The organism is Glycomyces sp. NPDC049804 (assembly GCF_040674615.1).
In the GTDB taxonomy this organism is placed as follows: Bacteria; Actinomycetota; Actinomycetes; order Mycobacteriales; family Micromonosporaceae; genus Glycomyces; species Glycomyces niveus.
Genome location: NZ_JBFAMQ010000003.1, coordinates 217,214 through 234,225, shown reverse-complemented (window position 1 = coordinate 234,225; position 17,012 = coordinate 217,214). Strand labels below are relative to the sequence as shown.

Here is a 17,012-nt window from a genome sequence, read left to right as displayed (position 1 = left end):
AATAGTAACGCATCACGTTAATAACGTCGAGCGTTCGCACTCGGGAGCGTGGCGACCTCGGAACTTGAAGGTGATGTCGAGCGGCGCATCGCGGTCGAGCCCGTCGAGTTCGAGGTAGTCCCGCACCGCCGCCTCCGCGTCTCCAACGCTTGCGACTCGAGTGACACCGACGTCCCCGATGCGCAGCTCCCAGCCACTCACCCGCGCCGTTGCCGTCACCGTTATCGGATACCCGACGCCGCCACCCTCGACCTTTGAACTCACGGCGGTCGCTTCTCCAGCACCGTAGAGCGCTTGGCGGGCCTCGGTGAGCTCCGCGGCCGTGAAATCGCCGTGAGTCCGGCGGTGGTCGTCGATCAGTTCGCGCAGGCGCTGTCGTCGGGTTGGCTCCGGTATTCGGCTCATATGCGCAGCATTCTCTCAGGCGTGGCGGTCTTGGAAGCGTTTGGCTTTTGCCCTGTTTCCGCAGGTCTCCATGGAGTGCCAGCGGCGGCTGCCGTTGCGGGTGGTGTCGAGGTACCAGAGGATGCAGTTCGGGTTGGCGCACTTGCGGATGCGGTCGGGTTTGCGTTCGAGGAGGTCAAGGAGCGCTACGGCGCAGGTCCAGCCCGGGAGTGCGGCGGGGTCGTCCACCACGTCCAAGGTCTGGGGCTTGCCGTCGACCAGTTGGAGGCGGCGCATCCCTTGGGCGAGGACCGCGTTCAGCCTCGGCTCGCCGTCGTCGCGGTGCTCGAGCACGGCCCGGATCGCCTCCCTCGCCTCGGTGAGGTGGGTGCGCGTTTCGGCTTCGGGGGCGTCCGTCGGGAAGTCGCGGTCGGCGAGCCAGTCCTGCAGGGCCCCAGGGGTGTCGAACATGTCGCGGCGGGCGCCGTCCTCCATCCAGGTGGTGTCGAGGAGGTCGAGCGGCAGGGGTTCTCCCGTGAGCGGGCGCGTGACGGTCATCTCCCAAGTATAACCGATAAAACTCTTGTAGGCGGTTAGTTGCGGCGCTAGTGTTCTCGACATCAACCGGCTAAATCAAGTTAGACGGTTAATCACGAAGGATCACGACCATGTCACGCCTCCCCCTGCTCCAGGCCGAGACCGCCACCGGCGAAGCCGCCGCCCTCCTCAACGGCGTCCAGAAGGCCCTCGGCGTCACCCCGAACATGACCAAGGCGATGGCCAACAGCCCCGCCGTCCTCAAGGCCTACCTCGGCTTCTCCGGCGCGCTCGCCGCCGGCGTGCTGCCCGCCCACCTGCGCGAGCGGCTGGCGCTCCTCGTGGCGCAGGAGAACGGCTGCGACTACTGCCTCTCGGCCCACACCTACCTCGCCGAGAACGTCGCCAAGCTCGGCGCCGACGAGATCGCCGCCGCCCGCCGCGGCGAGGCCGAGGAGCCGAAATCCGCTGCGGCCCTGGCGTTCGCGCGGGCCGTGCTCCGCGGCAAGGGCGGCGTCGAGGACGCCGAGCTGAAGACCGCCCGCGAAGCCGGGCTCAGCGACGAGGAGATCGCGGAAGTGGTCGCCAACGTCGCGCTCCAGGTGTTCACCAACTACTTCAACAAGACCGCCGACACCGACATCGACTGGCCGGTCGTCCGGCACGACCACTAGCCCCGCCTAGCAAGACAACGGAGAACCCCCATGACCGCGCCCCTGAAAACCCCGCCCCTGAAAACCCAACCCCTGAACGCTCAGACCGCGACGCCCGCTTGGGCGAAGGTCCTCGTGCCGACGATCGCCGGACTGGCCGGGCTGCTCGCCCTGGCCGCACTCCAGGCCGGGACCGGAGCCGCGTTGTTCGCGCTGCCGTGGGTGGCGGCCGTGGGCATCATCGCGGTCGCGCCGCAGGCGCCGTTCGTGCAGCCCCGCGCCATGCTGATCGGACAGGTGAGCGCCGGGGTCATGGGGCTCGCCGCCGTCGCGGTGCTCGGGCCGTCCATCTGGACCGCCGCGGTCGCCGCGGGGCTCGCGACCGCGCCGATGATGCTCCTCAAAGCACCGCACCCGCCCGCGACCGCCACCGCGGCGCTCATCGGCGCGACCGGTCCGTCCTGGTGGTTCCTGCTCGACCCGATCCTGCTCGCCAGCGCCGCCACCGTCCTCGTGGGCTGGGCGCTCGGCACCGTCCTTCCCGCGCACCGGTATCCGGCCAAGTGGTGGTAAACCGAACCGCTGCCTGCGAGTCCCATCCTGAAAGGAACCAACGATGACTGCGACCCGACCTCCCCTGCCCCCGTTCACCGCCGAGTCCGCCGCCGCGAAAGTGCAGGCCGCCGAGGACGGCTGGAACACCCGCGATCCTGAGCGCGTGGCGCTGGCGTACACACCGGATTCCGTGTGGCGCAACCGCTCCGAGTTCTTGACCGGCCGCGAGGAGATCAAGCGGTTCCTGGCCGCGAAGTGGGCGCGGGAGCACGAGTACGCGCTGCGGAAGGAGCTGTGGGCGTTCACCGACGACCGGATCGCGGTGAAGTTCCAGTACGAGTGGCACGACGATGAGGGCCAGTGGTGGCGCAGCTACGGCAACGAGCTGTGGGAGTTCACCGCCGAGGGCCTGATGCGGCGCCGGGAGGCGAGCATCAACGACGTCGCGATCGAGGAGGCGGACCGGACGATCTTCGGGCCGCGTCCTGACAGCGAACGCTGACAAGGGGGGAGCCGGGCGCCGCCACGAGCGGTGCCCGGCTCTCGCCGTTCCTATGGGAGGCGCGCGGTGAGGTCGACTTCGACGAGTTGGCCCGGGTAGCCCAGGGCGGTCACGCCGACGACGGTGCTCGCGGCCTTGAAGGCGGGGCCGAGGTCGGTCTGCTCGGCGAAGCGGTGCCAGGCGGCGCCGATCGCGGCGCTGTCGGCGCTCACGACGTAGACGACCGAGCGGACCACGTCGTCGACGGCCGCGCCGACCGAGGCGAGGGCGGCGAGGCAGTTCGCGGCGGTCTGGTCGATCTGGGCGTCGAGGTCGCCGATGCCGACCACCTGCTGGTCGGCGTCGACGGGGCACTGGCCGGCGAGCATCGCCAGCCGCCCGGCCTCGACCACGGTCACGTGCTCATAGCCCCCGGTGGGGTGCAGTTCAGTGTCGGACACACCGTGAGTCTATGGCCGTTGCCGCCCGGCTGAAAACGGATTTCGAGGTTATTCGGGGTGCGCGATCCGGTAGCGGAGATTCGCGTCCTTCTCGGTGACCATGCGCTCGAGGTCGACCTGGTAGTTGGCGAGCTTGTCGCGCAGGGGCTCGTCGCTCGCGCCGAGGATGCGCAGGGCGAGGAGGCCGGCGTTCTTGGCCCCGGCGATGGAGACGGTGGCGACGGGGATGCCGGCGGGCATCTGGACGATGGACATGAGCGAGTCCATGCCGTCGAGGTATTTGAGCGGGACGGGCACGCCGATGACCGGGAGCGGGGTCGCGGACGCGACCATGCCGGGCAGGTGGGCCGCGCCGCCGGCGCCGGCGATGATGACCTGGAGGCCGCGGGAGGCGGCGGAGTCGGCGTAGCTGAGCATGCCGTGGGGCGTGCGGTGGGCGGAGACGACCCGGACCTCGAAGGGGACGCCGAACTCGGTGAGGACCTCGGTGGCCGGTTCCATTGTGGGCCAGTCCGAGTCCGAGCCCATGATGACGCCGACGCGGGGTTTCTGCTCAGCCATTACTCGCCTTCCTGGAGCCATTTGGCGGCCCGCAGGGCGCGGTGCCGCAGCACGTCGGGGTCGTCGCCGCAGACGGTGACGTGGCCGATCTTGCGGCCGGGGCGCACGGCCTTGCCGTAGAGGTGGACGTGCGCGCCCGGGTCCTCGGCGAGGAGGTGCTGGAGGCGTTCGTCGATGCGGGGGCCGCCGGGGGCGCCGCCGAGGACGTTGGCCATCACGGTGTAGGGCGCGGCGGTCTCGGTGGAGCCGAGCGGGTAGTCGAGGACGGCGCGCAGGTGCTGCTCGAACTGGCTGGTGCGGGCGCCCTCGATGGTCCAGTGGCCGGAGTTGTGGGCCCGCATGGCGAGCTCGTTGACGAAGAGGCCCTTGGAGGTCTGGAAGAGCTCGACGGCGAGCATGCCGCAGACGCCGAGTTCGGTCGCGACGGTCTCGACGATGCGGCGGGCCTCGGCGGCGGTCTCGTCGGTGAGGCGCGGGGCGGGGGCGATGACCTCGGTGCAGATGCCGCCGGTCTGGACCGTCTCGACGATGGGGTAGACGGCGGTCTCGCCGCGCGGGGAGCGGGCGATCTGGATCGCGAGCTCGCGTTGGAGCGCCATGCGCTCCTCGGCGATGAGGCGGATGCCGGAGGCGAGCACGGCCTGCGCGTCGCCGGGCGTGTCGATCATCCACACCCCTTTGCCGTCGTACCCGCCGGTGGCGGCCTTGAGGACGCACGGGAGGCCGAAGGCCTCGACGTCGGAGATGGAGTCGACCGGGGCCCAGCGCGGCTGGGGGAGGCCGAGTGCGGCGAGGCGGGTGCGCATGGCCTGCTTGTCCTGGGCGTACAGCAGGGCCTCGGGGCGGGGCTGGACTTCGACGCCTTCGGCGACGAGCGTCTTGAGGGCGTCCTGCGGGACGTGCTCGTGGTCGAAGGTGACCACGGTGCAGCCCTTCGCGAACGCGCGGAGGTCGTCGGTGTCGCGGTAGTCGCCGAAGGTCGTCGCGGGGGTGACGACCGCGGCGCTCTCGGCCGGGTCGCCGGCGAGCACCTTGAGGCTCTGGCCGAGGGCGATGGCGGCCTGGTGGGTCATGCGGGCGAGCTGACCGGCGCCGATCATGCCCACCGTCGGAAGTTGCGTCGCGGCGTCCACGGCTCAGAGCGTAACGCCCGCCCCGACCTCGGGCCCGGCGTTCGGCACGTGGCGTGACCTGGACCCTTACAGGATGATGGGATGTCTCGGCGGTCGCAGTTTGCGGGGGCTCGCGGCGGAGGCGGGCGCGAGCGGTGATGATGGAGGGGACACGCTTTGCCGAGTTCCGAAGGGCCGCCATGATCGAGTACTACTCCCCCGCCGAGATCGAGGCGATGCGCCCGGCCGGCCGCTTCGTGGCCGGGATCCTCTCCGAGCTGGCCCGCACCGCCGAGGTCGGCATGAACCTGCTCGAACTCGACGACCTGGTCGCGCGCCGCATCAAGGAGGCCGGGGCGGTCTCCTGCTATGTGGACTACCACCCGTCGTTCGGCGGGAGCCCGTTCGGGAAGGTGCTGTGCACGTCGGTGAACGACGCGGTGCTGCACGGCCTGCCGTTCGACTACAAGCTCAAGGACGGCGACCTGGTGAGCTTCGACTTCGCCGCCGAAGTGGACGGCTGGGTCGCGGACTCGGCGCTGTCGGTCGTGGTCGGGAACGCGAGCGAGCGGGACCTGCACTTGATCGACACGACGGCGCGGGCGCTCGAGGCGGGCATCGCGGCGGCGACGGTGGGGAACAAGCTCGGCGACATCGGGCACGCGATCGCGACCGTGGCGCGCGGCGACGGCCTCGGCGTGAACACGCAGTTCGGCGGGCACGGCGTGGGCCGCACCATGCACGGCGACCCGCACGTGCCCAACGACGGCCGCCCGGGCCGGGGCATGAAGCTCAAGCCGGGCCTGGTCATCGCGATCGAGCCGTGGTTCCTGCAGACGACCGACGAGATCGTCTACGACCCGGACGGGTGGACGCTGCGGAGCGCGGACGGCTCGCGCGGCGCGCACATGGAGCACACGGTGGCGATCACAGAGGACGGGCCGATCATCCTCACAGCGAGGGACTGAGCGGCCGGCTCGAGGGGCGATCCGGCGGGCACGCCGAGGACGCGTCGCTCGGCTAGGGAAGGATCCCCGGTTTCCAAGCTATGCCGCATCACCTGAAGCGGAGCTGAAGTGCGGCGTTTCTCACGGCGGGGCGGCGCCTCAGTGGTCCGCTTCGGTCCTCGCCAGGCGGGCCATGCGGTCGATCATGCGCTCGGTGGTGATCTCCTCGGCGGTGACGGCGTAGCCGTAGTGGTCGCGCCAGTCGCCGTCGATGTAGAGGTAGCGCTTGTGGAGGCCCTCGCGGCGGAGGCCGAGCTTCTCGGCGACCCGGTTCGAGGGGCCGTTCTCGGGCCGGATGTTCACTTCGATGCGGTGCAGGCGGCCGACGGTGAGGGCGTGGTCGACGACGAGCGCGAGCGCGGTCGCGGTGATGCCGCGCCCGGCGTGGCCGCGGTCGATCCAGTAGCCCGCGTAAGCGGAGCCGAAGGCGCGGCGCACGATGTTGCCGACCGTGAGGCCCCCGCAGAGCTCGCCCTGCCAGCACACGGCGAGGGGCCAGCTCGTGCCGTCCTTGATCGAGCGCTTGAGGCCGCGGAGCATGGCGCGGAAGGCGGCGGGCGAGTGCGCCTCGTGCCAGGTCGTGCCGGTGCCGGGTTCCCAAGGGGCGAGCCAGGCTTCGTTGGCGCGGCGCAGCTCGGACCAGCGTGCGGCGTCGGAGCGCCGGAAGGGGCGGACGCTGACGTCGCCGTGGTGGAGGTGCACGGGCCAACCGGGGTTGGAGAGGGTCATTCGTTGTCCAGCTGCGGCTTGTCGATCATCGGTTCCGGTCCAGGAGCAGCACGTCTACGGTCGAGCCGGCGGGCACCCGGGTCGCGTTCTCGCCGATCGTCATGAGGCCGGTCGCCTCGGCGAGTCCGGAGAGCGTGTAGGACGTGGCCCCCAGCGGGGCGACGGTGTAGCCGCCGCCGCGCCTCTCGGCGACGCGGACGGGCCGGAATTCGCGCAGCCCGCTCGGTGAGGATACGGGCTCGGTCAGGTTGGCGCGCACGCTGGGCCGGAAAACCGGCTCGGCTCCGGCGAGGCGCTGGATGAGCGGGCGGGCGATGACCTCGAACGCGATCGTGGCCGCGACGGGGTCGCCGGGGAGGCACACGACGGGGACCTCTTCGGGGCCGATCGTGCCGAAGCCCATGGTCTCGCAGAGGTACACGGCGACCGGGTTGAAGTCGACCGCGCCGTCCCGGGAGAAGGTGCGGCGCACCATGTCGCCGGGGCCGAGACCGGTGCCGCCGGTGGTGATGACGAGGTCGGCGCGGAGGATCTGGTCGTCGAGGACCGAGCGGAGCGCGTCGGGCTCGTCGTCGCAGATGCCGACGCGGTAGGCGTGCGCGCCCGCCTCGGAGGCCGCGGCGGTGACGAGGTGGGAGTTGACGTCGATGAGCTGGCCGGGCTGCGAGGGGCGGCCGGTGTCCACGAGCTCGTCGCCGGTGGCGATGACGACGACGCGCGGGGTGGGGCGCACGACGACGTCGGCGATGCCGGCGGCGGCGAGGAGGCCGATGAGGTTGGGGGTGACGCGGCGGCCCTCGTGGGCGAGGATCTCGCCTGAGGGCCGCTCGGATCCCATGCGGCGCACGCCGTGTCCGCGGCGCGGCACCTGCCGCACGTCGACGGTGGCCATGCCCTCGTCGGTCCACGCGAGGGGCACGACCATGTCCGCGCCGACCGGGAGCGCGGCCCCGGCGGCGACGGAGAAGCAGGTGCCGGAGACGAGGCGCACGGGGCGCCACGAGGAGGCGGCGAGGTCGCCGAGGACCTTGAGGCCCACGCCGCGTTCGGGGCTGGCGCCGGCGATGTCGTCGCCGTTGCACGCGTAGCCGTCGATCGCGGCGTAGTCGAAGGCGGGGAGCGGGCCGGGATTGACCGCGTTCTCGGCCAGGACCGACCCGGTCGACTGGGTCATGTCGATGTCGACCGGCGGCAGGGGACGCACCAGGGCCAGCGCCTTCGCCAGGAAGTCGGCCAATGGCGTCGCCTCGCCGGTCCCCTTCACTCCTCATCCCCCCGTCGGTCAAGTTCCTCTCAGCGCCGCCTCGCGGTCGCCGGGTCAGTCAAGTGTCGCACTGAATTCGCGCAGCCAGGCGTTGAAGCCGGGCAAGTCGTCCCGCTGGGTTGCGAGCTCGACCAGGGTCTGGAGGTACGCGACGGGCTCGCCGGTGTCGTAGCGGCGGCCGCGGAAGACGACGGCGTGGACCGGGGTCCCGTTGGCGCGCATGGCCTCCATGGCGTCGGTGAGTTGGATCTCGCCGCCGCTGCCGGGCTCGGTCCGCTCGAGCACCGGGAAGATCGAGCCGGGGAGGACGTAGCGTCCGATGAGGATCAGGTTGGACGGCGCGTCTTCGCGGGCGGGCTTCTCGACGAGGCCGGTGACTTCGACGACGTCCTCGGCGTCGGTCGGGCGGACGGCGGCGACGCCGTAGCGGGAGACCTGGTCGTCGGGGACCTCGATGAGGGCGAGGACGATCCCGCCGGTCTCGGACTGGAGGTCGATCATGCGCGGCAGGAGCTTGTCGTCGAGGTGGCACCACTCGTCGCCGAGGAGGACGGCGAAGGGCTCGTCGCCGACGTGGGAGGCGGCGCGGCCGACGGCGTGGCCGAGGCCTTTGGCGCCGCCTTGGCGGATGGCGGTGATCTCGGCGATGGACTCGGGCTCTTTGACCTTCGCGAGCATCGCGTCCTTGCCCTTGGCCTTGAGGGCGTTGTCGAGGTCGGCGCGGGCGTCGAAGTAGTCGATCATGGCGTCCTTGCCGGGGGCGGTGACGAGGGTGACGTCATCGGCGCCGGCGGCGGCGGCTTCCTCCACGATGTACTGGAGGACGGGTTTGTCGACGATCGGCAGGAGTTCCTTGGGGATGGCCTTGGTGACCGGCAGGAAGCGGGTGGCGAAGCCGGCCGCGGGGATGACGGCTTTCGTGGCACGAGGCGCGGTTGCAGACATACCGCGAGGGTAGCGTGCGCACGCGGCGTGGCCGGTCAGCCACCCTGTCGAACAAGGGGTGAACGTTCATGTCGGGTGGTCCGGCGGCAGGGTCCGCTTCTCGGCAGCCTTGTGGACGCTCGGCGTTCAGACGGCGGCCACTCGCCAGGTGTCGCGGCCCGCGGCCTTGGCGGCGTAGAGGGCTTCGTCGGCGGCGGCGAGGATGCCGGTGGCGGTGTCGGCGTGCTCGCCGAGGACGGCGACGCCGATCGAGACGGTGATGTCGAGTTCGCGGCCGCCGGAGGCGTCGTTGACCTTGAACTTGCGGGCGTTCACGGCCCGGCCGAGGCGCTCGGCGACGACGGACGCGCCGCCCGCGTCGGTCTCGGGCAGCAGGACCATGAACTCCTCGCCGCCGTGGCGGAACGCGAGGTCGACTTCGCGGATCTGGGCGGTGATGCGGCGGGAGAGCTCGGTGAGGACCTGGTCGCCGACGGGGTGGCCGTACGTGTCGTTGACGGTCTTGAAGCGGTCGAGGTCGATCGCGAGGAGCGCGGAGGGGCGCTGGTAGCGGCGGGCGCGCTCGGCCTCGCGGCGCAGGGAGGTCTGCATGAACCGGTAGTTCCACAGGCCCGTGAGCGGGTCGGTGAGGCTCAGCCGTTCGGCGTGGCGGTGCAGGAGCACGTTCTCGACGGCGACGGAGGCCTGCCCGGCGAAGGTCTTGAGGGTGTCGACGTCGCCCGGTTCGAAGTCGTCGCCGGCGATGCGGTTGTAGAGGACGAGGACGCCGAGGACGCCGGCGTCGGTGCGGGGGGCGCCGCTGAAGTCAGCGGAGCGGAAGCCGCCGGTGCGCTCGTGTTCGACCGGTTGGCGGCCTGAGAAGGGGACCGCGACGATGGTGTGGGCGTCGGGTTCGGTGGGGGCGCGGTGGCGGTCTTCGAAGCGGCCGTCGATGATGCGGCCGTGGGCGGGGACGCCGCCGGCGGCGATCGCGCCGATGATGCCTTCGCCGATGCGGATGGACGCGGGCTCGGTGAGGCCGAGGTCGCCTTCGCCGGCGCGTTCGCGGAGCTGGTCGGCGTCGTCCACGTCGACGAGCATGATGACGCCGGCCTCGGCCCCGGCGGTGACCATCGCGGTGTCGAGGATGACCTCGAGGATGCGGTCGAGGTCGAGGGTGGCGGTGAGGGTCTGGCCGAGGCGGCCGAGCTGGCCGCGCATCTGGTCGCGGGAGGCGGTGAGGGCGTTGACGTACGACTGGGTCTGGGCGGTCATGCGGTTGAACGCGAACGCGAGCTGCGCGACCTCGTCGCGGCCGTGCACCGGCACGCGGACGTTGAGGTCGCCCTGGGCGACCCGCTCGGCGGCGGCCGAGAGCTCCGCGAGGGGCCGGGTCGTGGAGCGGGCGAGCCACGCGGCCAGGCCGACCGCGCACACCGCGGAGGCGGTGACCATCGCGGCGAGGGTCCAGTACATGGGGGTCACGTCGGTGGCGACCGTGCCGATGCTCAAGGGCAGGAACGAGTCCGTGAAGTCCCAGCGGCCCGCGTCGGCGCTGCCGACCTCGAGCGGTGTGGGGCGGGAGTCCTGGAGGATGAGGTCGGCGTCCGCGACGCGCGCGAGGCGGGCCAGGAAGGCCTGGTCGACTTCGCGGAAGGCGCTGAATACCGCGGTGGAGCCGTCCGAGTTCTGGACCTCGGCCTGCGCGCCGAGCGCCACGATCGGGCCGGAGCCGGCGTAGGCGACGGTCTCGCCGCAGTCGACCCACGAGCCCTCCGGGGCCTCGGCGCCGATGTCGGTTCCCGGGCTCGTGCTCACCGAGGCGAGGCTGGAGAAGACGACGCCGTCGACCACCGCCCGGTCGACGAGGAGTTGCGCCATTTCGACCGCGTTCTCCTGATCGCCGTTACGGTAGTTCAATGCCACCGCCGCAGCCGAAGCCTGGATGCGCTCGCAGATGGTGCCCAGGGTCGAGTCGACCATCGTCACCGCCGAGTTCGCCAGCGCCTCCCCGCGCGAGTCCGCCAGGTGGGACATGACGGCAGCGACGAACACGGCCCCCACCAGGACCGGCCCGAGCACGACGACGAGGAACGCCGTGGTGAGCCGTGAGCGCAGCGACACCGAATCCCCCTCAAGTTCACTACTTAGAAGACTACCTAGAGCAACCGACTCGACACGACACGGCCAGGCCATGACGGCACCATGTGAATGGGACTAACCGAAAGGGTGAGTGGAGGTCTCCATACAGGGGAATCCTCCCAGGTACAGGCCACTGAAGGAAGGAAACGGCATGCAAGAGGCGAAGAGCGCGGCCCGTCGGCAGCTGCTCGCGGCCCGGAACGCGATGCCCGGGGAGCAGCGAGGTTACGCCGATCTGGCGACATGGAAGGCATTGCGGGACTTCCTCATCGAAGCCGTGGACGAAGGGGCCGTCGTGGCCGCGTACCGGCCGTTCGGCTCGGAGCCGGGCGCGGCGCTCGAACCCGAACTGCCCGAACGGCTCGCAGTGGTCTACAAGGTCCTCGAACCGGTGCTCATGCCCGACAAGGACCTCGCCTGGCGCGAGGCCGGAGGCCCTGGGGGGCAAGGGGAGCCGGACGCGAACTCGGAGGGCGGGGACGGCCCGAACCCGGGCGGCGCGGTGCTCCCGCCGGACGCGATCGAGCAGGCCGCGGCGGTCATCGTCCCCGGCCTCGCCGTCTCGGATGATGGGATGCGGCTCGGTCGCGGGGGCGGGTCGTACGACCGGGCGCTGGCGCGGGTGGGGCCGGACGTGCCGGTGGTCGCGCTGCTGCGGGACGGCGAGTTCGGCTTCCTGGTCCCGGCCGAGCCGCACGACCGGCCGGTGACGGGCGTGATCACCCCGGCGACAGGGTTCACCTCGTTGAGATAGGCCACACGCCCGGCGCCCCGGCGCTGGAGGACCGCCTCCGGCGCGGGATGGGATTAGCACTCTTCGGCGTTGACTGCTAATGTCGATCGGGATTTGTGTTGACTGCTGGAGGTCCGTGAAGTGCCTGTCTACGAATACCGCTGCAAGGAGTGCGGTTACGAGTTCGACAAACACCAGTCGTTCTCCGAAGCACGCCTCACCGACTGCCCGAACTGCGAGGCCAAGGGCGCGCTGCGCAAGGTCTTCGGGAACGTGGGCGTGACCTTCAAGGGCAGCGGCTTCTACCGCACCGACTCCCGCTCGACCGACTCCAGTTCGCTGAGCTCGAACGGCTCCAAGAACGGGGCGAAGAGCGATGCCAAGTCGGGGTCGAAGTCCGAGGCGAAGCCGGCCAAGTCCGAGGCGAAGCCCGCCGCGAAGGCCGCCTGAGCCACGTCTCTCCTGAAGCGCAGGATCTGAACTTCCGCCGGTGCCCGGCCGCTCGAAGCGGCCGGGCACCGGTGCGTTCACAGGCCTATCCCCACGGCCAGTCCGCGTCCTCGGACTCGGTGGGCGGCTCCTCGGCGGCCTCGGTCGTTCGGTCCGCTGAGGGCTCGACCTCGGTCTCGGGCGCCTCGGGCTCCCGGGTCTCCTCGGTCTCGGCGTCGTCGCGCTCGTCCTGCTCGGCCTGCGCCTCGTCCTCCTCTGCTTCGACGGGCCCCTCGGAGACGGCGCCTTCCTCGTCCTGCCACGGCGCTTCTCCCGAGACGCGGTACTCGTCGGAGCGGCCGTTCATGACGTGCCACCAGATCTTCTCGGCGATCGTGCCCTTGTGGGAGGAGCCGTCGCCCTCCTTCTTCTCGTCCCCGGCCCACACGGCGAGGGAGAGGCCGTCGGAGAAGCCGGCGTGCCAGGTCGAAGAGGCGTTGACGGCCACTTCGAAGTCGCCGTATTCCATGGCGTTCTCGTAGAGCGGGACCAACGCCTCCGCGGCGAGGCCGCGTCCGAACTCGGCGGGTGCCGGCGGGTCGGCGTCGTAGTGCCCGGCCTCGCGGCCGACGACGCTCTCCACGAAGTAGGGCTCGACGACCTCGCCGGTCGCGAGAGTGGCGTGCATGACGGCGGCGTCGAGCGTGGTGATCGGGTACGCGCCGATGCCGATGTCCGGGTGGAACCCGGAGTCCTGCGCCGGGTCGACCGCGGCGGCCACGCCGTGCTCGTCGAGGTCGTGCGGGTCCCACATGCGCTCGATGCCGAGCGCGGCGGCGGTGCGGGCGATCGCGTCGCCGCCGAGGCCTTCCGCCACTTCGTAGACGGGCGTGTCGAGTTTCAGGCCGACCGCTTCGACCAGGCTGGTCTCGTGCTCCTGGGCCCCGCCGATGTTCACCAGGTCCATCGGCTCGCCTTCGGCGTCGACGTAGGTCTCGAACCGCCGGGGCGAGGAGCCGTCGAGTTCGGAGGACCACACGTCGATCCCCGCTTCGCGCGCGGCGGCGAGGACGACGGTGTTGAACGCGGTCCCGGGGCGGTGGCCGACGTCGGCGGCGAGGTCGAGCCCGGCGCCGTTCTCGCCGCCGTAGTAGGCGAGGACGCGACCCGTGCCCGGTTCGACGGCGGTGAGCGCGGCCGCCATGTCCTCGTCCTCGGCGGTGACCTCGCGGATGCCGGTCTGCTCGACGGCGAGCTCCTGCAGGTCGGCGTCGAGGGTGGTGACGATGTCGAAGCCGCCGCGCAGGACCTCGTCGGTGCCGATCCCGGCGGCGGCGAGCTCGCGCAGCACGTACCCGTTGGTGACGAACCCCTCCGGGCCGAGCCCGTCGGGGTCGTCGGTCGGGTCGAGGGTCTCGGGGAGGACGGTGATCGCGTCGCGCTTGACCTGCTCGAGGCGGCCGGTGGCGACCATCTGGTCGAGCACGTACTCCCAGCGCTCGGTCGCGGCCTCGGTGCTGCCGCCCTGGCCGTAGGGGTCGCGCGGGTCGAAGGGGCCGTCCGGGGACTTGATCTGGGCGACCAGGAGCGCGGCCTGCGAGGTGGAGAGCTCGGCGGCCGAGCTGCCGAAGAACGCCTGCGCGGCGGCCTCCACCCCGTACGCGCCGCGTCCGAAGTAGACGATGTTGAGGTAGTGGTTGAGGATCTCGTCCTTCGAGAACTCCTCCTCCATCTTCATCGCCATGGCCGCTTCCCGGGCCTTGCGGAGGTAGGAGCCGTCGCCGCGGATGTCCGCGACGAGGCCGACGTACTGCTGCGTGAGGGTCGAGGCGCCCTGCTGGTCGCCGCCCTTGACGTTGTTGACGATCGCGCGGAGCACGCCCTTGGCGTCCACGCCGGGGTGCCCGTAGAAGTTGGCGTCCTCGGCGGCGACCACGGCGTGCTCGACGTCGTCGGCGATCTCGTCGAGGCCCACGGAGGTGCGCTGCTCGGCGGCGAGCTCGCCGAGGACCGTCTCGCCGTCGCTGTAGTAGACCGTGGAGCCCTGGCTGAGCTCGTCGTCGAGGGCTTCGGGGAGGTCGACGGTGGCGTAGAAGACCGAGCCGACCACGGCGACGCCGGTGACCAGGATCAGGACCGCGAGCCCGAGCGCGGCGATCTTGCGCTTCTTGCGGCGGTGCTTCGGCTTCGCCCGCGGCGGCTTGACCGGGGGCTCATCAGGTTCGGCCTTGGGCCGCCTCCTGAAGGGCCGCAAGTTGATCGTGCGTCCGGGATCCGCGGTCCCGGTGTCGTCTCGATCTGACTCCATGCTGAGGAATACGCCTGAACCCCGCCAATGGGTTGTCCTGGCCGCAACTGTTCCTAACGGGACGGATGTGGCTCAGAGGGCCAATGCGACTGCCGTGGTGAGGACGAGCTGCGCGAGCGCGATCGGGACGAGGGCCTTCCAGCACAGGGCCTGGATCTGGTCGACGCGCAGGCGCGGCCAGGCCACCCGCAGCCAGATGACGACGCCGGCCAGCGCGCCGGTCTTGAGCAGGGTCCAGACCCAGCCGAGCGATTCGGGGCCGGGGCCTTTCCAGCCGCCGAGGAAGAGCACCGCCGTGAGAGCCGAGATGACGACGATGCCCACGTACTCGGCGAGGAGCAGCAGCGCGAAGCGGAGCCCGGCGTACTCGGTGAGGTAGCCGAAGACGAGTTCGGAGTCGGCGATGGGCGCGTCGAACGGCGGGCGGCGGATCTCGGCGAGCCCGGCGGTGAAGAACACGAGCGCGGCCGGGGCCTGCCACAGCAGCCACCACGGGTTCCAGGCCTCGACGATCGCGGGCAGGCTCAAGGTCCCGGCCGCGACGGCGACCGAGGCGGCGGCGAGCACGAGCGGCAGCTCGTAGGCCATGAGCTGCGCGGCCCCGCGCAGGGCGCCCACGAGCGTGTACTTGTTCGCGGAGGACCAGCCGGCCATGAGGACCGCGAGCACGCCGACGCCGACGAGTGCGACGACGACGAACAGCCCCATGTCGAGGTTCGATCCGACGAGGTCGCCGGGGCCGAGCGGGATGAAGAGGATGACCAGCAGGTACGGCAGGAGCGCGACGGCGGGCGCGAGCTTGAAGACGGGCTTGTCGGCGTCGTCGGGGACGAGGTCCTCCTTCTGCGCGAACTTGACGCCGTCGGCGATGAGCTGGGCCCAGCCGTGGAAGCGCCCGGCGTGCATCGGGCCGAGGCGGCCCTGCATGTGGGCCATGAGCTTGTGCTCGGTCTGGCCGACGACCAACGGCAGCACCAGGAACGCGGCGAGCACGGCGGCGAGCTTGACCGCGATCTCAAGGAGCATCGGGCCGCGCCTTCGGCGACGTTTTCGGGCCGTCGGAGCGCTCAGCGCTCGCGTCGGCGCCGCCTTCGGGCTCGATCCAGTCGTCGGGGACGCCCGGGGGTTTCTTGGGGGCGCGCTTGCGGACCGTGGCGTGCCCTTCCCCGGGCTCTTTCGCGCCGGGCCAGGGTTTGACGACGCGGGAGGCGAGGACGAAGTCCTTGCGGAGCGGGTGGCCCTCGAACTCGGGGGCGAGGAGGAGCGGCTGGAGGTCGGGGTGGCCGGGGAAGTCGACGCCGAACATCTCGTGGGTCTCGCGCTCGTGCCAGTCCGCGCCGGGGTAGAGGTCGACGACGGAGGCCACCGCGCCTTCGGCGAGGAGCGCGCGCAGGAGCACGCCGCGCCGCTCGGTCACCGACCAGAGGTGGGCGACGACGCGGAAGCCGTGGCCTGCATCGGCGGGTCCCTCGTCGACCGCGGAGAGCCAGTCGAAGAAGTCGCAGCCGAGCTCGTCGCGGCAGGCGCGCACGGCCTCGTGCCAGTCCTTGGCGTCGACGTCGGCGACCGCGCGCGGGCCGTCGGCGCCCAGCTCCTCGAGGCCGAGGGCGGCGCGGACGCGGTCTTCCCAGGTCTCAGGCATCGGGCTTCCTCACGAGCGGGCGCAGGCTGGGTTTGCGCACTGCCGGTTGCTCGGTTCGCAAGCTTCGCCGCAGCGGTTCCTCGGCGATCTGCTTCTGGAGTTCGCCGATGCCGTGGAGGAGCGCTTCGGGGCGGGGCGGGCAGCCGGGGATGTAGACGTCGACCGGGATGATCTGGTCGACGCCTTTGGTGACGCAGTACGAGTCCCAATAGGGGCCGCCGGAATTGGAGCAGGCGCCGAAGGAGATCACGTACTTCGGTTCGGGCATCTGCTCGTAGAGGCGTTTGATCGCCGGTGCCATCTTGTCGGTGACCGTGCCGGAGACGACCATGAGGTCCGCTTGGCGCGGCGAATGCGCGAAGGGGATCACGCCGAGGCGCATGAAGTCGTGGCGGCTCATCGAGGCGGCGATGAATTCGATGGCGCAGCAGGCGAGTCCGAAGTTGAAGACCCACAGCGAATAGCGCCGGCCCCAGTTGAGGACGAACCGGATCGGCTCGCCGAGGATATTCGTCTCCGTTGTGCGCGAAGGGAACGGGAGTTTCACCGCCATCGCAGGACCCCTTTCCGCCAGGCGTAGGCGAGGCCGAGGGCGAGCACGCCGACGAAGACGCCCATCTCGACCGCCGCGGCCGCTCCGAAGGCCCGGAACACCGCGGCCCACGGGAACAGGAACACCGCCTCGACCGCGAAGAGCACGAACAGGAACGCGTAGACGTAGTAGCGGATCTGGACCTGCGCCCAGTCCTTGCCGACCGGGTCCACGCCGCATTCGTACGCCTGGCCCTTCGCTTTCGAGGGCGCGCTGGGCCGCAGGAGCCGATTGGCGGTCATCGCGGCGGCCACGAACGCGAAACCGGCGAGCAGGAGCGCCCCGAAGACGGCGTAATCGCTCAGTCCGGTGGTGTCCATACCGACACGATAGCGGCGCACGGAGGCTCGCGATACCCGTGCGCGCGGGCGATTCGGCGCATTTCCGCGGCGACTTCGCGGAACTTCGCCGCACCGCGCGCAACCGCGCGGCACGCAGCGGCGTGTTGTTGTACGAAGAGGATTCACTCCGTACGCCGCGAAGCGCCCGAACCGGGGC

General features: G+C 71.0%; 19 protein-coding genes and 1 pseudogene. 6 read left to right on the top strand and 14 right to left on the bottom strand.

Annotated elements, in window-relative coordinates; all coding sequences use genetic code 11:
- Window positions 1-12 precede the first annotated feature (12 nt).
- Window positions 13-405 (bottom strand): hypothetical protein, encoded by a 393-nt coding sequence (locus tag AB0K52_RS05795; protein ID WP_363526677.1) that lies wholly within the window; start codon window positions 403-405, stop codon window positions 13-15.
- A gap of 15 nt (window positions 406-420) precedes the next feature.
- Entirely contained in the window at window positions 421-942 is a 522-nt protein-coding gene (locus tag AB0K52_RS05790; RefSeq protein ID WP_363526674.1) for a CGNR zinc finger domain-containing protein, read from the bottom strand.
- Between the two features lie 110 nt (window positions 943-1,052).
- On the opposite strand from AB0K52_RS05790, the gene AB0K52_RS05785 reads away from it, so the two are divergent.
- From AB0K52_RS05785 to AB0K52_RS05775, 3 genes are read left to right on the top strand one after another with little or no spacing between them, the layout of a single operon-like run.
- Entirely contained in the window at window positions 1,053-1,595 is a 543-nt protein-coding gene (locus AB0K52_RS05785) for a carboxymuconolactone decarboxylase family protein (RefSeq protein ID WP_363526671.1), read from the top strand.
- 30 nt (window positions 1,596-1,625) lie between these two features.
- Window positions 1,626-2,147, top strand: coding sequence for an HPP family protein (locus AB0K52_RS05780; RefSeq protein WP_363526668.1), 522 nt, complete (start codon window positions 1,626-1,628; stop codon window positions 2,145-2,147).
- A gap of 43 nt (window positions 2,148-2,190) precedes the next feature.
- Window positions 2,191-2,631, top strand: coding sequence for a nuclear transport factor 2 family protein (locus AB0K52_RS05775; RefSeq protein ID WP_363526665.1), 441 nt, complete (start codon window positions 2,191-2,193; stop codon window positions 2,629-2,631).
- 50 nt (window positions 2,632-2,681) lie between these two features.
- Here the strand turns inward: AB0K52_RS05775 and AB0K52_RS05770 are convergent, their stop codons facing one another.
- From AB0K52_RS05770 to AB0K52_RS05760, 3 genes are read right to left on the bottom strand one after another with little or no spacing between them, the layout of a single operon-like run.
- Window positions 2,682-3,071 carry a Rid family hydrolase gene (locus AB0K52_RS05770; protein ID WP_363526663.1) on the bottom strand — a complete coding sequence of 130 codons (390 nt, stop codon included), beginning with the start codon at window positions 3,069-3,071 and terminating at the stop codon, window positions 2,682-2,684.
- 48 nt (window positions 3,072-3,119) lie between these two features.
- On the bottom strand, window positions 3,120-3,632 hold the full coding sequence (gene purE / locus AB0K52_RS05765; RefSeq protein WP_363526660.1) for a 5-(carboxyamino)imidazole ribonucleotide mutase: 513 nt from the start codon (window positions 3,630-3,632) through the stop codon (window positions 3,120-3,122).
- Window positions 3,632-4,765, bottom strand: a complete 1,134-nt coding sequence (locus AB0K52_RS05760) for a 5-(carboxyamino)imidazole ribonucleotide synthase (protein ID WP_363526657.1) — start codon at window positions 4,763-4,765, stop codon at window positions 3,632-3,634. Before AB0K52_RS05760 ends, purE begins: the two co-directional genes overlap by 1 nt.
- Window positions 4,766-4,944: 179 nt before the next feature.
- On the opposite strand from AB0K52_RS05760, the gene map reads away from it, so the two are divergent.
- On the top strand, window positions 4,945-5,712 hold the full coding sequence (map, locus tag AB0K52_RS05755; protein WP_363526654.1) for a type I methionyl aminopeptidase: 768 nt from the start codon (window positions 4,945-4,947) through the stop codon (window positions 5,710-5,712).
- Window positions 5,713-5,850: 138 nt separating this feature from the next.
- Here the strand turns inward: map and AB0K52_RS05750 are convergent, their stop codons facing one another.
- The 4 genes from AB0K52_RS05750 to AB0K52_RS05735 form a co-directional block, all read right to left on the bottom strand.
- A complete protein-coding gene (locus tag AB0K52_RS05750) occupies window positions 5,851-6,480 on the bottom strand; it encodes a GNAT family protein (protein ID WP_208496805.1) in 630 nt (209 codons plus the stop codon).
- 25 nt (window positions 6,481-6,505) lie between these two features.
- Entirely contained in the window at window positions 6,506-7,744 is a 1,239-nt protein-coding gene (gene glp, locus AB0K52_RS05745) for a gephyrin-like molybdotransferase Glp (RefSeq protein ID WP_344469270.1), read from the bottom strand.
- 54 nt (window positions 7,745-7,798) lie between these two features.
- Window positions 7,799-8,689: a UTP--glucose-1-phosphate uridylyltransferase gene (locus AB0K52_RS05740; RefSeq protein WP_363526651.1), complete on the bottom strand. Its 891-nt coding sequence runs from the start codon at window positions 8,687-8,689 to the stop codon at window positions 7,799-7,801.
- Window positions 8,690-8,815: 126 nt separating this feature from the next.
- Window positions 8,816-10,792, bottom strand: coding sequence for a diguanylate cyclase (locus tag AB0K52_RS05735; protein WP_363526648.1), 1,977 nt, complete (start codon window positions 10,790-10,792; stop codon window positions 8,816-8,818).
- A gap of 169 nt (window positions 10,793-10,961) precedes the next feature.
- Here AB0K52_RS05735 and AB0K52_RS05730 point away from each other — a divergent pair, with 169 nt between their 5' ends.
- Both AB0K52_RS05730 and AB0K52_RS05725 read left to right on the top strand, forming a co-directional pair.
- Window positions 10,962-11,564, top strand: coding sequence for a 5-formyltetrahydrofolate cyclo-ligase (locus tag AB0K52_RS05730; RefSeq protein WP_363526645.1), 603 nt, complete (start codon window positions 10,962-10,964; stop codon window positions 11,562-11,564).
- A 120-nt stretch (window positions 11,565-11,684) separates the two neighbouring features.
- Window positions 11,685-11,993 carry a zinc ribbon domain-containing protein gene (locus AB0K52_RS05725; protein WP_363526643.1) on the top strand — a complete coding sequence of 103 codons (309 nt, stop codon included), beginning with the start codon at window positions 11,685-11,687 and terminating at the stop codon, window positions 11,991-11,993.
- An 85-nt stretch (window positions 11,994-12,078) separates the two neighbouring features.
- Here the strand turns inward: AB0K52_RS05725 and AB0K52_RS05720 are convergent, their stop codons facing one another.
- From AB0K52_RS05720 to AB0K52_RS05700, 5 genes and pseudogenes are all read right to left on the bottom strand, one after another.
- Window positions 12,079-14,280: a transglycosylase domain-containing protein gene (locus tag AB0K52_RS05720; RefSeq protein WP_363526640.1), complete on the bottom strand. Its 2,202-nt coding sequence runs from the start codon at window positions 14,278-14,280 to the stop codon at window positions 12,079-12,081.
- 72 nt (window positions 14,281-14,352) lie between these two features.
- Window positions 14,353-15,306: a complex I subunit 1 family protein gene (locus tag AB0K52_RS05715; protein ID WP_363526638.1), complete on the bottom strand. Its 954-nt coding sequence runs from the start codon at window positions 15,304-15,306 to the stop codon at window positions 14,353-14,355.
- Entirely contained in the window at window positions 15,296-15,922 is a 627-nt protein-coding gene (locus AB0K52_RS05710; RefSeq protein WP_363526635.1) for an NADH-quinone oxidoreductase subunit C, read from the bottom strand. Before AB0K52_RS05710 ends, AB0K52_RS05715 begins: the two co-directional genes overlap by 11 nt.
- 82 nt (window positions 15,923-16,004) lie before the next feature.
- Window positions 16,005-16,475, bottom strand: a pseudogene (locus AB0K52_RS05705) (NADH-quinone oxidoreductase subunit B family protein); the annotation flags it as partial.
- Window positions 16,466-16,834, bottom strand: coding sequence for an NADH-quinone oxidoreductase subunit A (locus AB0K52_RS05700; RefSeq protein WP_363526632.1), 369 nt, complete (start codon window positions 16,832-16,834; stop codon window positions 16,466-16,468). The pseudogene AB0K52_RS05705 and the gene AB0K52_RS05700, both read right to left, overlap by 10 nt.
- Between the last annotated feature and the right edge of the window lie 178 nt (window positions 16,835-17,012).

Bases quoted from the DNA above. Each gene is read 5' to 3' on its own strand.
- AB0K52_RS05795 (WP_363526677.1), bottom strand. From the start codon at position 405: ATGAGCCGAATACCGGAGCCAACCCGACGACAGCGCCTGCGCGAACTG.
- AB0K52_RS05790 (WP_363526674.1), bottom strand. From the start codon at position 942: ATGACCGTCACGCGCCCGCTCACGGGAGAACCCCTGCCGCTCGACCTC.
- AB0K52_RS05785 (WP_363526671.1), top strand. From the start codon at position 1,053: ATGTCACGCCTCCCCCTGCTCCAGGCCGAGACCGCCACCGGCGAAGCC.
- AB0K52_RS05780 (WP_363526668.1), top strand. From the start codon at position 1,626: ATGACCGCGCCCCTGAAAACCCCGCCCCTGAAAACCCAACCCCTGAAC.
- AB0K52_RS05775 (WP_363526665.1), top strand. From the start codon at position 2,191: ATGACTGCGACCCGACCTCCCCTGCCCCCGTTCACCGCCGAGTCCGCC.
- purE (WP_363526660.1), bottom strand. From the start codon at position 3,632: ATGGCTGAGCAGAAACCCCGCGTCGGCGTCATCATGGGCTCGGACTCG.
- map (WP_363526654.1), top strand. From the start codon at position 4,945: ATGATCGAGTACTACTCCCCCGCCGAGATCGAGGCGATGCGCCCGGCC.
- AB0K52_RS05750 (WP_208496805.1), bottom strand. From the start codon at position 6,480: ATGACCCTCTCCAACCCCGGTTGGCCCGTGCACCTCCACCACGGCGAC.
- AB0K52_RS05740 (WP_363526651.1), bottom strand. From the start codon at position 8,689: ATGTCTGCAACCGCGCCTCGTGCCACGAAAGCCGTCATCCCCGCGGCC.
- AB0K52_RS05730 (WP_363526645.1), top strand. From the start codon at position 10,962: ATGCAAGAGGCGAAGAGCGCGGCCCGTCGGCAGCTGCTCGCGGCCCGG.
- AB0K52_RS05720 (WP_363526640.1), bottom strand. From the start codon at position 14,280: ATGGAGTCAGATCGAGACGACACCGGGACCGCGGATCCCGGACGCACG.
- AB0K52_RS05715 (WP_363526638.1), bottom strand. From the start codon at position 15,306: ATGCTCCTTGAGATCGCGGTCAAGCTCGCCGCCGTGCTCGCCGCGTTC.
- AB0K52_RS05710 (WP_363526635.1), bottom strand. From the start codon at position 15,922: ATGCCTGAGACCTGGGAAGACCGCGTCCGCGCCGCCCTCGGCCTCGAG.
- AB0K52_RS05700 (WP_363526632.1), bottom strand. From the start codon at position 16,834: ATGGACACCACCGGACTGAGCGATTACGCCGTCTTCGGGGCGCTCCTG.